Origin of the sequence: Paenibacillus sp. S-12 (genome assembly GCF_030363895.1) — a bacterium.
GTDB classification, from domain to species: domain Bacteria; phylum Bacillota; class Bacilli; order Paenibacillales; family Paenibacillaceae; genus Paenibacillus_B; species Paenibacillus_B alvei.
The window spans coordinates 185,805-200,642 of record NZ_JASIUF010000011.1 but is presented as its reverse complement, the minus strand read 5'-3'; the positions used below and the strand labels follow the sequence as shown (position 1 = coordinate 200,642).

The window sequence follows — 14,838 nt, the reverse complement described above, 5'->3', positions numbered from 1 at the left end:
TAATAGAGATGATATATTGTGAAAAATTTAGCATGCAATGGTTATTTTCCCGTTCATTTTCGGTGAAAGGGTGCAACGAGATTATGCTGAAAACCAATAGCCCGATCGCAACCAAAGTATACGCACGATACAGCGGCATTCTGTCTCTTTCTAAGTTCTCGCTGCTGCTGCACGATAACAATGGAGACGTGTTGCTTGAGTTCAATCCGTCTCCTGATTTCTGCAGGCATATTTGTTGGGAGAATCCTACGCGACCTTGCGCGGATTATTTGAAGCGCTTTAATACCGGTGAACAGGGGCGATTTGTTTGCTGTTACGGTCTGGAGAATATTTTGCTGCCCATTAAGATCAAAGATGAAGTTGTTGGCTTCATCTCGGGGATGCAGGCGTATTCCCAGGAGAGGGAGTTTCAGAAGTACCTGATTAATACGGCGGAATTGGCCGAAATGAAGGGGCTGGATTTGGAGGTTGTAGCGAAGGCGATATCGGCTTTTCCAACCATTGATCAGGATAAAGCAGATATTCATGAGCAGCTTTGCCATCATATCGCAAGGAATATTGCGCTCGACATCGCCGAAAGCGCGCAGGACAACACAGGAATTATCAATCGTCTGTCTGCGGAAAAAGAAATACTGGAGAAGAAAGTAATTGACTTAGAAGCAAAAAACATGTCTCTCGTCATCAATCCACATTTTCTTTTCAATACTTTGAATTCCATTGCCCGCATCGCCTATTTCGAACACTCCCATACGACGGAGGAATTGATTTATTGCCTGTCCGACTTGCTGCGATACAATGTTAAGCAGGATGATCAGCTTCATACCATCGCATCCGAAATGGATAACATTGAGAAGTATTTGTATATACAAAAGGCACGCTTCAAAAATCGCCTGCAGTATGAAATCATTGTTCCTAATGAATTAAAGGCTTATCGCATTCCTAATTTGGTGATTCAGCCTATTGTGGAAAATGCAGTCATTCATGGAATTACCCCTAAGCGAGACGGGGGTACCGTTCGTCTGATTGCCGAAAAGTACAGAAATGATATCACCATTTCTGTTATAGACAACGGTAACGGGTTCTCGCCGGAGGTACTAAAGCTCATTCATCAGCCGGGCAGCAAGATCGGCGTGGGCTTCCGGAGCACCGATAGCCGTTTAAAGCGTTATTTCGGAGAAGAGTATGGGTTATCGATCGTGAAATCCGATTACAGCGGGAGCACGGTTAACATCCGCATCCCCACCCAACCAATTGCGAGGTGATGCAATGAGCGTAGTTATGTTTGTTGAAGATGAACCGATAGAACTGGAGTTTCTTCAATCCATCGCGCAGGAAATTCTGGGTGCTGAAGATAAGCTGCTTATTTGCGATACGGGTATGCAAGCGATTAAGCTCGCCAAACAATATCGGCCGGATATTATTTTTATGGACATCATGCTGCCTGAAATGGATGGAATATCCTCGTTGCAGGAAATTCGCCGCTTTCTCCCTGACGCATGCGTGACGATTTTGTCGGCCAGTTCGGATTTCTCTTATGCACAGGCGGCAATCAGTCTGCAGGTACATGAATATTTGCTTAAGCCGGTCAAGCCGGAAAAATTGCGGCAAATGATCCGTAAGGGGCTGGATAAGGCCGCTCAATCAGAAGAAAAGTGTTTAACAGAAACTTATCAGATACAATCGGCTCAAGAATGTCAGCGCTTTATTAAAGAAGCTGTCGATTATATTCAGCAGAATTACAAAGATAAGCTGACCTTGCAAATGGTGGCGAGTCATGTGTATATGAATGCCCAATATTTTAGCCGTATTTTCAAAAGGGAGCTCGGCGTTACTTATACGGATTATGTGAACAAGCTCAAGATTGTACATGCCTGCAAGCTGCTTGAGACTACCGGGTACCCCGCCTACCGCATCTCCACAGAATGCGGCTTTACCGATCCATCTTATTTCAACCGGGTATTCTACAAGCAAATGAATATGACGCCGAAGGAATATAAAAAAAGCGTTCTTGCCGAAAGAAAAAACACGAAATAGAGTTCCTAAAGTCTCCCCCGATTATGGTGGGAGACTTTTTTGTTGGCTTTATCGTCCTAAAAGTACGAATAGTACCAGAATGGAGAAAAAATGATTCAGGAAGTCCAACAAGAGGTACGGTTAGTAACAGGCGCAATGGCCTCTTTGCTATACAATGAAGATACATCTACGAAGATAAATCTACTTAACAGAGGTGTATGGATGATGAAGGAAACAGTGGCAGCTCCCGCGGCTACGGCCGGCATGCTGAAACAAAAGATGAACAGTCGTTTCCGAAGAAATGGAATCGTTTACGGACTGATTTCCGGGTTAACGTTCGGCCTTTACAGTACCGTTGTAGCCCTGGCCATGATGAAGGAACCTTTTCTGGGGATTATAGGAGCGTTTGCGGCACCCATAGTGGCATCGGCGATTAATGATGCTTTGGCGGCGATCTGGCTTCTGATCTGGAACATAAAGAAAGGAAAGATCAAAGAAATCGGCCGCAGTCTGGTAACGATACCCGGATTGATGGTCGCGATTGCCGCGGTGTTTGGCGGCCCGATCGCCAACGGGGCCTATCTGGTTGGGATTGATATGGCTGGAGCGGCGGCTATCCCTATTTCAGCGCTTTGTCCGATGTTTGGTGCTATTTTCGCGCGAATGTTTCTGAAGCAGAAGATTGATAAACGGGTGGCCGTCGGCATGTTCATCTGTGTTATCGGAGCGGCGCTCATCTCCTATGTCAAGCCTGAAGGCGGCGTGGAGAATTTCACATTGGGCATTGTTTTTGCTCTGGTAGCCGCGCTTGGCTGGGGACTGGAAGGTGTATTTGCCACTTTCGGGATGTCCATGCTGGATTCTAATATCGCCATTACCATTCGCGAAGGTGTTTCTGGAATCGTTTACATTGCCGTGCTAGTGCCTATTTTCGGGGCAACGGATCTCTTTGCTTCCGCGCTTGGATCCGTATCACCAATGCTCATTATCGCGGCTGCAGCCTTGTTTACGGCTATTTCTTTCCTGACTTGGTATATGGCCAACAATATGGTTGGCGTTGCTGTCGGAATGTCGCTCAACATTACCTATGTGCTGTGGGGGGTTGTCTTTGCTGCTATCTTCCTCGGTGATGCGCTAACTCCTACAGTAATTGCCGGTGCAATTATCATTACAATTGGAGCGCTTTTAGTTTCGATGAATCCAATGGATCTGTTCAAAAAGAAGGAGGCGTAAGCAAATGCCATTGTTGCCGATTCGCTCCCGGGTGCTGCTTTTCATGTCCACTGTGCAGCAGGCAAATATTGATGATGCGATGGACGCTTTGAAAAGCGAATACGGTGGAGAACGTCAATTTACAAGAGCAAACTTTCTGGATCATATGCTGTCGTTGCAGGCAAACGGACTGATTAACGAGATCCAGTACGAGCTGGATGCTAACGGGGAATTATGTATGTACTATGCAATCAACGATGAGGGTATTCATACGATCAATAAATACTTGCCTAAAAAGTGGACGCAAAAATAAGAACAATCTCATACAACCCAGCCTTAGGCCGGGTTCAGATTAAAGACGAACTCCCGTGAACTACTTTACTGCGGGAGTTCTTTATGTTTTGTAGTCCTTGACTCGCTCTATTGTCTCTTATTGCTATAAAGGTGCTTATTTAATATGTTTCGACAAAGGGTTGCAGTGGAACATTTATACAGTTTTTACTGTAACGTGCATTATGAGTGAGATCATATCGTGAGGTGAACAATCATTGTTCGATAGAGAATAAAATAAACGTATTGAGAAAGAAATTAACGGAGATCGTTGAAAATAAGGGGGAATTTACGGACCAAGAAGTGGTTCTGATCAGTCAGCAACTGGATAGATATATCGGTATTTTACTGGACTGAGGTTGTTTCATTTCTTCTGGAATCGCTTGAAATTGTAAAAATGGATGTAGTGGTGGAATCTCGCCCATGAGCTGCTCATGGGAAGATACTTGATGTAATGTATCAAATATAGTTAAATAATGTATTATAATCGAATTTTTTGGAATGACATAAATAACATCTTAGCTCCTTGAATTTTGAATCATGGTCGATTTTTTTCTACTTATCTGCTATATCGATTAGCCTGATCCAATTAAACAGAAGTTTTGAAGGGGCGAAGTACGTGCGAAAAATACTTACTAGATTTATACCCCAAATGAGTGTTACCTACAAACTTCTTTTCCTGTTTTTAATTATTATAAGCCCTGTTTTTATTCTTTCCTATTATGGAAACTTGGCAGCAGAGCACATATTGAAGAAAACCGTCACGAACGCCTATCTGGAATTAAACAAACAGAACTTATACCTTGTAAATCGGGATATGGACTCCATTGATCTAATGACCAAGACCATTATTCAAAATCCCCTTACACAGCAAATGATTCCGAGCGGCACCGAATCCATTCTTGAACGGGTAAGTAAATATGAAGCGTTGGACAAACTGCTCAAAAGCTACTCGATTGGCGTAAATGGGGGAGAAGCGGTTTACTTTTCCCTTTATGTTTATGATCCTGCCGACTACTATTCGTTTGCTCCAAAAGTTCGGATCGCTCCACAATCCGGTGTATATTTTTTGACGGAGCAAGATAAGCCCGATTGGTTTCTGGAAGCAGTTCAGATGCAAGGGAAGGGTCGTCTGAAAGTCATTGATAGTATGAACTCTCCTTCCCAATCAAAAACATTAAGCTATGTCCGAGCTGTCAATAATGTGTCCCAGGCAAATGGTATGATTGGCGTACTCGTAGTCACTAAACTTGAAAAAATGATTCAAAACGATTTCAGCACGGTTTCTTTGCCGCAAGGAGAAATCTTCTTGACAGACTGGTTCAATCAGATTTTCGCCTCAACAGCGGAAGGAATCGGAACCATATTGAGACTACCGGACGAAGCGAAAGAAGTAGAGCAAAAAGATGGCTTTATGGATATCGTCCATTCGGGTCACATCTATGTCATTAATTATAGCTATCATCTTCAGCAAAAACTCGTCTATCGAATACCGCTTCATTCCTTACTCCAGCAGCAGAGCCAACTCAAACAGATTATTCAGCTTATTTCGATCGTTTACGCTTTACTCGTTTTTGCGGCCTTCATCTATTTTTGGAGATCGTTGATGAAGCCGATGCAGAAATTGTCCCGTTTCATCCGAAGTTACATACCGGGAAAACAAGTAGTCAGATCGAGCGATGAGAACAGAAATGATGAATTGGGTGTGCTGATTACGTCCGTATACGATATGGCTAACCGTTTAAATCATCTTATGAACGATAAATATCAATATGAAATTAAGAAAAGGGAAACGCAGTTGCAAATTTTGTACCAACAAATTAATCCGCATTTATTGTACAACACGCTGGAGAGCATCCACTGGAAAAGCATGTTGGAAGGCAGCACGCAATCTGCCGAGATGATTAAAGACTTGGCCAAATTAATGAAAATCGGATTAAGCAGAGGGAGAGAATTAATAACCATTGAAGAGGAGTTGCAGCATGCTGCTGCGTACATTAACTTGCAGCAGCGCAGATACGAGCTTCGATTTCGGGTTATGTGGAATATAGCCGATGAGGTACGCCAATTGCAGATTCCGAAGATTATCCTTCAGCCGTTAATTGAAAACGCCATTATTCATGGAGTGAAAAATATGGAGGATGACGGTGAAATCGTTATTTCAGCCGACATACATGACGATATTGTGATTATCCGTATAGAGGATAATGGATATAAAGTTGTCGACTATGAAGAAATTCACCGGTTGTTGAACATGGAGATGGAAGTGCCTTCTTTCGGTTATGGGATACGCAACATTCAGCAAAGGATTAAACTGCACTTTGGCTGCTCCTATGGGATTAGCTATAGCAAAAAAAAGCAACAGGGGACGATTGTCACCGTTACGCTGCCTAAAAGCGAAACTGCTTCTCGGACACAATTACTTACGGGGTGATTCGTTACATGTATAACATTTTGCTCGTAGATGATGAACCATGGATTTGCAAGGGACTAAGCAATCTTCTTACTATTTCGGGATTGCATATCCATAACATTTTCATCGCTCAAAGCGGATATGAGGCAATGGATTTCATTCGAATGGAGGATATTGACTTATTGATTACAGATATTCAAATGAGTGGAATGAGCGGTATCGAATTGATGCATCAAGCCAAAATGGAAAAGCCGTCCGTTCAATCCATTGTTGTCTCCGCTCATGAGACTTTTCAATATGCGCAGTTGGCTATGCGGCTGGGTGCAAAAGATTATTTAATCAAACCCATTAACAGCACCCAGTTCCTAGATTCCGTGCGAAGCGTGCTGCTGAGGTTAACTAAAACATGGACGGCTAAAGATGAAATTGCCGCTCCATTAAATGAACGATTCAGTATGAGCGAGCCTGCTCCGGCGACAACAGCGTTATTAAACAGCCTGCTTGCTAATCCTGTGCATGTATGTGAAAACGCTTTTTCTGCTCAGCAGTTGAGAGATCTTTCGTTAGTAGGGCCCTATTTTGCGGTGCTCAAAATCAATCTTCATCTACAATCCCCGTCAAACAGAGAGCGATTCTTTGGGGAAAATGTCCATTTATTGCAATATGCCGTGTTGAACATGGCGAATGAGCTGCTTGAAGGGCAGTTCAGTCATATTGCTTTTTGTTCACCAGATTATGAAATTACGATCATTCTCCAATGGGATAGCGAAACATATGGTGATCCAGGCATAAACAAAATCAATCAATTGGATATCATTGGTAGGTTGCTCTGCATGAACATTCAGGTCTACTTATCGCTGCAATGTGTGATTGGCATTAGCCATATCTTACAGGGGATTGAGTATATCAGCGTATTGGATCAACAGGCGAAACGAGCAGTACGCCTTAACCACGTACACCCGGATCATTATGTGTTTTACTATGGAGATTTTTGCTGGAATCAAGATGAGGAAGAGCCCAAGAAGGACGAGTTGAACATGCAGTCTAATCAAATCGTAGATAAGGTCAAAAAATATATTCATGAGCATTTCGCCCAAAAGGGATTAACACTCTTGGAAATTGCTCACAAAAGTCATGTGAGCCCGAATTATTTAAGTTATTTGTTTAAAAAAATAACGGGCTACAACCTGTGGGACTATGTCGTTAAACTGAGGATGGAAGAAAGTAGGCTGCTTCTAACAACCACTGATCTACGACGGTATGAAATTGCTGAAAAGGTCGGATACGAATCACCTGAGCATTTCAGTAAAATATTCAAGAAATATTATGGAGTAAGTCTGAGCGAGTTCAAGAAGTAGAATCGCCAATAATCTAAATAGAATTACACATGTTCATCGTCAACCTGCCTTCTTACAATAGGAATTGTAAATTAGCTAATTTTGTAAAAGGTCACGAGTTTGTATGAACGAATGATTTAGATTATCTCAAAGGAGCATCCATCCTCATGGCTAAACGTAGGTTTATGCTTGTGCCCGCGATAATCATTTGTATCATTGCATTGATGTTAAGCGCATGCAGCCGTTCTTCAAGCAGCACCACAAACGATACCCAAAAAAATTCATCGGAATCTACCAAAGTAACGATCAGCATCTACTATCCTCCACCTGATCAAATCGAGAAGAGGACGCTGGAAGATGATAAGATCAAACGTTTTGTAAAGCAGTACCCGAATGTGAAAGTTGTAAAAAGCGATTGGCAGTATGATCCGAATCAAATCGGAATTAAGATGGGGGCCAATGAGGCGCCAACTCTATTCAACACATATGCAACGGAAGGCAGATTTTTGGCAGAGAAGGGATGGGCTGCGGACATCACGGGCTTATTTCACGATTATGCGTTTCATGATCAAATGAACCCTATATTGCAGGATCAGTTCATTATTGGCGGCAAGGTTTACGGGATTGCCCAGCAAGGATATGTTACCAGCACAATTATAAATAAAAGACTCTTAGATCAAAAAGAAATTGCGTTACCTAGTTTTGATTGGACTTGGGATGACATGCTTGCTACAGCTCAAGCAGCGGCTGATCCCTCCAAAGGCATCTCCGGCATTGCACCGATGGGTAAGGGGAATGCAGCCGGCTGGAACTGGACGAATTTTCTATTTGGAGCAGGTGGGGATATTCAGAAGGTAGAAGATGGAAAAGTTACGGCCGTATTTCATTTAGAAGCTGGTATTAAAGCTCTTGCATTTTATCAACGTCTAGCTTGGGAAGCGAAGGTGCTCCCTCAAGACTGGGCGCTTGGATGGGGGGATGCTGTTGGCGCCTTGGTTCAAGGGAGAACGGCGATAGTCATCTCGGGACCTGATGGCCCGGTCGATCAGGCACTCAACCAAGCGGGAATGAAGCCTGAGGAAATTGTTGTATATCCGATGCCAGCGACTGAAAAGGGAGGCAAGCACATAGGCATACTTGGCGGAGATTTCTTGGTCATCAATCCAAAAGCGACGAAAGAAGAGAAAGAGATGGCCTTTCGTTACGCTACGTTTGATTATTTCACCGATACAGGACTGTTATCGATAGAAGCGAGTATCCAGCAACGTCGTAAAGATCAAAAATATTTTGTTCCGCCTGTTATTGAGTATTTCACACCCGATTCTACCTATGCAGAAAAAGTTAAGGCGATCTATGAAAAATACGACAATGTATATCAATACCCCTCTGCGACGATGGAACTGATGGAAGGAAAACTAGAGACGCAGTTCAATACGCAAGAGTACTACGCGACGATGACCAGTGTTGTTCAGGATATTTTTTCACGCAAAGACGCGGATCCAAAGACGGTGTTGGAAGAGGCAGCACAGCTTGTACAGGAGAGGTTTTACAATCAGATGAAAGTCGAATAAGCGAGTGAACATGAATGTTAACCAAAAATGAAAGGAAGGCCATAAAGATGCAAGCACGACTCCAGAAAAACTCTACGGGTCTCATTTTACTCCTCATTGTAAGCTTGTTGCTTACACAGTTGTCCTTGGGCTCAAGCCCCGTACACGCCTCCTCCAATTTGGCGGCAGGCAAGCCTGTTTCGGCAAGCAGTCACAACGATAATTACTCGGCTGCAAACACGGTGGACAGCGAATCATCGACGTATTGGGAAAGTGCGAATAACGCATACCCGCAATGGCTTCGTGTCGATCTTGGCAATGTGAGCAAGATTGGTCAAGTTGTTCTGCGGCTCCCGGAATCGTGGGGTCAAAGAGCACAAACCTTGTCCGTGTTGGGTAGTGTCGATGATGCCAGCTACACAACCCTGGTTGCATCGGCCAGCTATTCGTTTGATCCAGCGAGCGGAAATATGGTGACTATCAATTTCCCAACTGCATCAGCTAGATACGTGAAACTGAACTTCACTGCTAATACCGGCTGGATCGCCGCCCAGTTATCCGAACTAGAAGTGTTCGCAGCGTCTTCTGGCGCTTATGAAGCGGAAAATGCCCAATTAACCGGAGGGGCAAAAGTAAATACGGATCATACCGGATATACAGGCACTGGCTTTGTTGACGGCTATTGGAATCAAGGAGCAGCCACTCAATTTATGGTTAACGTGGATCGTGCCGGGGTCTACTCAGCCAATTTAATATACGGAAACGCTTCAGGCGGGGATCAGACAGTAAGCCTATACGTCAATGGAACAAAAATTAAGCAGACGACTTTATCGAATCTAGCCAACTGGGACACTTGGTCGACCAAGTCAGAAATCGTAAATTTGAATGCAGGAGCTAATACAATCGCTTACAAGTATGATCCAACCGATTCGGGAAACATCAACTTGGATGCCCTCCAAATCGCAAGTGCCAGCTCACCACCAAGATCCGCGTTATCGACCATCGAAGCTGAAAGCTTTGATCAACAATCGGGTATTCAAACGGAATCTTCCAGCGAAGGCGGATTAAATATCGGCTTTATCGAAAATGACGACTACACAGCCTATTACAATATCGATTTTGGCTCCGGCGTATCGAAGTTTGAGGCACGAGTGGCCAGCAATGGCGATGGAGGCCATATCGAAATCAGATTGGGCAGCTTGACAGGAACGCTTGCAGCTGCTTGCGCAGTAGAGCCTACAGGCGGATGGCAAACATGGACGACTAAATCTTGCAGCATAAACCCTATCAGCGGCGTACACGATGTCTATCTCATATTTAAAGGCAGCGGGGCTGGATTGTTCAATCTCAACTGGTTCAAATTTTCCAACAATTCTGTTGTGCCGTCAAAAGGAGCCACAATGCCTTACGATATGTATGAAGCGGAGGAGGGCGAAGTTGGTGGCGGCGCGGTTATCGTCGGTCCGAACCGAAAAATTGGCGATTTGGCTGGAGAAGCTTCCGGGAGAAAAGCAGTCACGTTAAATTCTACAGGCAGCTTCGTTCAATTTAAGACAAGAACAAGCACCAACACACTTGTTGCACGCTTCTCCATACCCGATGCACCTAACGGGGGTGGATTAAACAATACGCTGAACATATATGTCAATGGCACGTTTGCCAAGTCAATCGATCTCACGTCCAAGTATTCGTGGCTCTACGGCGACGAAGCATCGCCGGGCAATTCGCCTTCAGCGGGTGCTCCTCGGTTCATTTACGATGAAGCGAACGTCATGTTCGATCACACTATTCCTGCAGGAAGTACAATTAAGCTGCAAAAGGATCCGTCAAATACAACGACTTATGCGATCGACTTCATCAGCCTCGAGCAAGTATCGCCGCTGGCCAATCCCGATCCTTCCAAATATGTTACGCCTGCAAACACCACGCATCAAGCGGTTCAACACGCATTGGATCAAGTTCGTATGGATCCAACTGGCAATCTTATCGGTGTCTATCTACCTGCAGGAACTTATAAAACAGGGGGCAAGTTTCAGGTGCACGGCAAGCCAGTGAAAGTAATCGGCGCCGGTCCATGGTACACCCGGTTTGTAGCTCCTTCCAATCAGTCCAACACAGATATCGGTTTTAATGTAGTAGCAAGCGCTAACGGTTCTACCTTTGCCAACTTTTCTTATTTCGGCAACTACAACATCCGTGAAGACGGTCCGGGCAAAGTATTTGCATTTAATGATGTAGCCAACATGACAATCGACAACATCTGGGTCGAGCATCAGATGTGCATGTTCTGGGGGCAGAACGTCGATAACACCGTCATTAAAAATTCCCGAATTCGCAACGTTTTTGCAGATGCCGTCAATTTTACAAACGGCAGCACGAACAACTTGGTGACGAACAACGAAGCTCGCAGCACCGGCGACGATAGCTTTGCCTTGTTTAACGCTGTGGACACCGGTACTTCCGAAGATAATCAAGGCAACGTCTATGAAAAATTAACCTCGCTGCTCACATGGCGGGCTTCAGGACTAGCCGTATACGGCGGATACAACAATACGTTTCGCAATATTTACATAGCGGACACACTGGCTTATTCGGGTATAACGGTTAGCTCGCTGGACTTTGGCTTCGCGTTCCGCGGTTTTGGTACGTCCCCAACTAATATCGAGCATGTCTCGCTTATTCGTACAGGTGGCCATTTCTGGGGCAATCAGACGTTTCCGGCACTATGGTTGTTCTCAGCCTCGAAAGAGTTCCGTGGTATTCGTATTAACGATGTAGAAATAATAGATCCAACTTATCATGGGATTATGTTTCAAACGAACTATGTTGGAGCAACGCCACAATTTCCGATTACGGATACGATTTTATCCAACATAAAAATATCAGGCGTTCGCAAGAGTGGAGATTCTTTTGATGCTAAATCAGGCTTTGGAGTTTGGGCGAACCAACCGATCGGCTCTGCTACGTTTAATAACTTGCAATTTGCGAATATGGACCCAGGGACCACTCCAATAAACAATCCAACCTCTACGTTTACGATTCAAGTCAATCCGTAACAACGTATCAGCCATATGAAGCATGAATCTGTCAGCTACACGATAGATTCATGCTTTTTTTAATGACGTAATATCGCTAATAATGCTCATAAGATTGCACATGTTCATTTTAAGCAGCGCTTTTTACAATGAAGTTAAGTTGTTTGATGAACTAGGAAAGGGGAGTGCGCCACTAATGGAACTACGCCAGCTTCAATATTTTATTCAAATATGCAAATCGGGAAGTCTCACCAAAGCCAAAGCAGAATTGGGGGTAACGCAGCCTACATTAAGTCAGCAGCTTCGGGTATTAGAGAATGAATTTAATACGCTGTTGTTTGATCGGGGTGCAAAGGGAGTTGAAATAACGGAAGCGGGCAAAATTCTGTTATATAAGGGCAATGCGATCATGAAGCTGCTTGAGGAAGCTCGAAATGAAATGAAAGAGGAGGTAACAATAGTGAAAGATACGCTTGCAATTGGTTGTTGTCCTGCTGAGCTTGAATTTCTTGCACCTTGCTTGATGAAATTTCATGAAAAGCATTCTCATGCCCAATTAAAAATTATCGAGTCAGAAAATATGGAACGAATGATTCTAGAGCGAAAGGCTGATATCGGCATCACTTCTAATGCGATGTCAAGTCAATCCATCATATCGACTTACTTGTATCGCCAAGAAATGGCGCTTTTCGTTCATTCGGAGCACCCTATGGCTGCTTATCCCTCCATTCCTTTTCAATCATTGAAGCAGATCAATTCCATTCTATTTCTGCAGCAATACAAATCGGTCATCGAAATGTATGGTAGGGTCTGTGGGTTTACGTTGGAGTCCATGATTGAAACGACCTCGTTCTCTTTTTTAATACATTCGGTTCGCCAAGGAATTGGGGCAGCGCTTCTCCCTGTATGTTTAGCTGCAACGTTAAAGAAAGAGGCGCTTCGGATGGTGAGATTAGAAGACTACGTACCCTATTGGGACGTATCGCTTGTTCATCTGGATTCCTTTGCATGGAGTACGACGTCGCGTGCATGTATTCAAGAAATCAATCGTTTTATTTTAGCGAACAATGAGGAAGCAAGGAGAGAGGTTGAGGTGTAAGTTATGTTTAGGCAATTAGAATGTTTTATTAAAATTTGCGAAGAAGGCAGCTTTGCTAAAGCATCGGAATCGCTCATGATTTCTCAACCTGCATTAAGCCAGCAGATTCGATACATAGAAGCGGAGTTTAACACTCCTGTGTTTAAGCGGGCCGGTAGAGGGATAAAGCTTACGGCTGCAGGTCAAATCCTGTATGAGAAATCTATTTCTGTGATGAGGCTGATTGGGGAGTCGAAAAAAGAAACAGCTGAGCTAAGCAATACCCAGATCAATCAACTTCCGCTCTCCATCGGCATCTCACCATTAGATTGTCCGAATTTTATGCCGTTTTTTTTGAAGTTTCACGAACAGCATCCAGCTATTACGCTGCATTTCGAAAACATCGAAAATGGTTTTAGGGATTTACTGCATAATCATAATCATATTGATATAGTCATAAGCGATTGTCCGGAACTAAATAAGGAACTATATGCTGTACATGTATGCAAAGAGGAACAAGCGCTATTCGTTTATATGGATCATCCGTGGGCAGATCGAACATCCATTTCAGTTCGGGAATTGAAAAATCTAGAATCTGATTTATTTGTTAGAGATTCAAATATAGTAAAGCTGCTCAAAGCATATGATTTCAAAGTGATCCAACCTCTGCAATCAAAATTTCATTCTACCTCCGCTGCCATTATTCTTTCTATGGTTATACAGCAAATGGGGGTGGCTATTTTACCCATTTCTTACTTGAATAGCTCTTCTTATTCGAAATTAAAAGTAATTCAATTCTTAGATCCGATTCCTGCACGTGAAGTTAAGCTTATTGTTCGAAAAGATCAGTTCATCGATGCGGCGATTCAAACTTTTATGAACTATTTTTTAAAAGCAACAAAGTCACTTGCCGTATAACAGACAACTTATATAAAAGGTACAGCCGTTCTGAGGAGGCTGTACCTTTCCCAATAGAAATGAGAGGATTTTCGAATTTAACCTCCATACCCACCGAACATTGCTTTGGCATACACAATACCTGTTCCATAAGCACCAGCATGCTCTTTAGCAACATTTACGACGGCATCATACGTTTCTTCACGCGCCCAATCGCGTTGATACTCAAGGAGGACAGAAAGCCAGGTAACAGGGATCGCCCCAGCCTGTATCATGCGTTGAATGGCTGTATTATGTGCCTCTGTTGTCGTTCCGCCTGAAGCATCTGTAACAATATACACTTCGTAACCTTCTTTAATCGCAGAGATCGTTGGAAATGCAAGGCAAACTTCTGTCCATAGCGCAGCGATAATCAATTTTTTGCGCCCCGTCTTTTTCACGGCTTCAATGAAATTTTTGTCTTCCCAAGAGTTCATCGATGTGCGGTCAATTGGCTTTTGATCTGGAAATAATTCCTGAATGTGCGGATGAAGCGGGCCTGAAAATGATTCCGCAGCAACAGTTGTTAAAATGATTGGGGCATTAAATATTTTTGCCGTTTTGGCCAGCCCAACCGTATTGTTAATGATCGTTTGTCGGTCTGCACTTTGTGTACCAAATATCATCTGTGGCTGATGATCGATAAGAATAATGGCAGAGTTCTCAGGTGTAAGTAAATCGGTTTTGTCGTTAAACATACAATAATCCCTTCCTTCAATAGTATCACCGCAACAGTATCAGAATTGCGTTTGAACTTCTGCTGCATGTCATTAGTGTAGAGAGTAATGAACTTGCAAACCATCTTCATTTTTCTATAGGATCCATCATCAAAAACTATATCGTTAAAAATGATACGTACTTGAAATAGTTCATTTGTTAGGCATAATAAACGCTTATGTGTGGTATAGAAATCCCCATATTGATCGAATGAATT

The 14,838-nt window shown here is 43.4% G+C and carries 12 protein-coding genes; 11 read left to right on the top strand and 1 reads right to left on the bottom strand.

What is annotated here, in order from left to right; translation table 11 throughout:
• The first annotated feature begins 83 nt into the window (after nt 1–83).
• The 11 genes from NO352_RS10850 to NO352_RS10800 all read left to right on the top strand — a co-directional run bounded on the left by NO352_RS10850 (nt 84) and on the right by NO352_RS10800 (nt 13,886).
• Nucleotides 84–1,262 (top strand): histidine kinase, encoded by a 1,179-nt coding sequence (locus tag NO352_RS10850; protein ID WP_163978046.1) that lies wholly within the window; start codon nt 84–86, stop codon nt 1,260–1,262.
• A 4-nt stretch (nt 1,263–1,266) separates the two neighbouring features.
• Entirely contained in the window at nt 1,267–2,034 is a 768-nt protein-coding gene (locus tag NO352_RS10845; protein WP_171417270.1) for a response regulator transcription factor, read from the top strand.
• 90 nt (nt 2,035–2,124) lie between these two features.
• Nucleotides 2,125–3,246, top strand: a complete 1,122-nt coding sequence (locus tag NO352_RS10840) for a DMT family transporter (RefSeq protein ID WP_268622965.1) — start codon at nt 2,125–2,127, stop codon at nt 3,244–3,246.
• A gap of 4 nt (nt 3,247–3,250) precedes the next feature.
• Nucleotides 3,251–3,538 (top strand): hypothetical protein, encoded by a 288-nt coding sequence (locus NO352_RS10835; RefSeq protein ID WP_289355627.1) that lies wholly within the window; start codon nt 3,251–3,253, stop codon nt 3,536–3,538.
• Between the two features lie 206 nt (nt 3,539–3,744).
• Nucleotides 3,745–3,912 (top strand): aspartyl-phosphate phosphatase Spo0E family protein, encoded by a 168-nt coding sequence (locus NO352_RS10830; RefSeq protein WP_353961249.1) that lies wholly within the window; start codon nt 3,745–3,747, stop codon nt 3,910–3,912.
• A 391-nt stretch (nt 3,913–4,303) separates the two neighbouring features.
• Nucleotides 4,304–5,989, top strand: a complete 1,686-nt coding sequence (locus NO352_RS10825) for a sensor histidine kinase (protein WP_353961248.1) — start codon at nt 4,304–4,306, stop codon at nt 5,987–5,989.
• An 8-nt stretch (nt 5,990–5,997) separates the two neighbouring features.
• A complete protein-coding gene (locus NO352_RS10820; RefSeq protein WP_289355626.1) occupies nt 5,998–7,326 on the top strand; it encodes a response regulator in 1,329 nt (442 codons plus the stop codon).
• Between the two features lie 146 nt (nt 7,327–7,472).
• Nucleotides 7,473–8,876 (top strand): ABC transporter substrate-binding protein, encoded by a 1,404-nt coding sequence (locus tag NO352_RS10815; RefSeq protein ID WP_289355625.1) that lies wholly within the window; start codon nt 7,473–7,475, stop codon nt 8,874–8,876.
• 47 nt (nt 8,877–8,923) lie between these two features.
• Nucleotides 8,924–11,911, top strand: coding sequence for a carbohydrate-binding protein (locus NO352_RS10810; protein ID WP_197268870.1), 2,988 nt, complete (start codon nt 8,924–8,926; stop codon nt 11,909–11,911).
• A gap of 175 nt (nt 11,912–12,086) precedes the next feature.
• Nucleotides 12,087–12,989: a LysR family transcriptional regulator gene (locus tag NO352_RS10805; RefSeq protein WP_289355624.1), complete on the top strand. Its 903-nt coding sequence runs from the start codon at nt 12,087–12,089 to the stop codon at nt 12,987–12,989.
• Nucleotides 12,990–12,992: 3 nt separating this feature from the next.
• The gene (locus tag NO352_RS10800; protein ID WP_289355623.1) at nt 12,993–13,886 is read left to right on the top strand and encodes a LysR family transcriptional regulator; all 894 of its coding nucleotides are present in this window, start codon (nt 12,993–12,995) and stop codon (nt 13,884–13,886) included.
• Nucleotides 13,887–13,963: 77 nt separating this feature from the next.
• Here NO352_RS10800 and NO352_RS10795 read toward each other — a convergent pair whose 3' ends face one another.
• Nucleotides 13,964–14,602 (bottom strand): hydrolase, encoded by a 639-nt coding sequence (locus NO352_RS10795; RefSeq protein WP_289355622.1) that lies wholly within the window; start codon nt 14,600–14,602, stop codon nt 13,964–13,966.
• Nucleotides 14,603–14,838 lie beyond the last annotated feature (236 nt).

Coding starts and splice junctions, on each gene's coding strand:
- NO352_RS10815 (WP_289355625.1), top strand. CDS start 7,473: ATGGCTAAACGTAGGTTTATGCTTGTGCCCGCGATAATCATTTGTATC.
- NO352_RS10845 (WP_171417270.1), top strand. CDS start 1,267: ATGAGCGTAGTTATGTTTGTTGAAGATGAACCGATAGAACTGGAGTTT.
- NO352_RS10835 (WP_289355627.1), top strand. CDS start 3,251: ATGCCATTGTTGCCGATTCGCTCCCGGGTGCTGCTTTTCATGTCCACT.
- NO352_RS10795 (WP_289355622.1), bottom strand. CDS start 14,602: ATGTTTAACGACAAAACCGATTTACTTACACCTGAGAACTCTGCCATT.
- NO352_RS10800 (WP_289355623.1), top strand. CDS start 12,993: ATGTTTAGGCAATTAGAATGTTTTATTAAAATTTGCGAAGAAGGCAGC.
- NO352_RS10820 (WP_289355626.1), top strand. CDS start 5,998: ATGTATAACATTTTGCTCGTAGATGATGAACCATGGATTTGCAAGGGA.
- NO352_RS10850 (WP_163978046.1), top strand. CDS start 84: ATGCTGAAAACCAATAGCCCGATCGCAACCAAAGTATACGCACGATAC.
- NO352_RS10805 (WP_289355624.1), top strand. CDS start 12,087: ATGGAACTACGCCAGCTTCAATATTTTATTCAAATATGCAAATCGGGA.
- NO352_RS10840 (WP_268622965.1), top strand. CDS start 2,125: ATGATTCAGGAAGTCCAACAAGAGGTACGGTTAGTAACAGGCGCAATG.
- NO352_RS10810 (WP_197268870.1), top strand. CDS start 8,924: ATGCAAGCACGACTCCAGAAAAACTCTACGGGTCTCATTTTACTCCTC.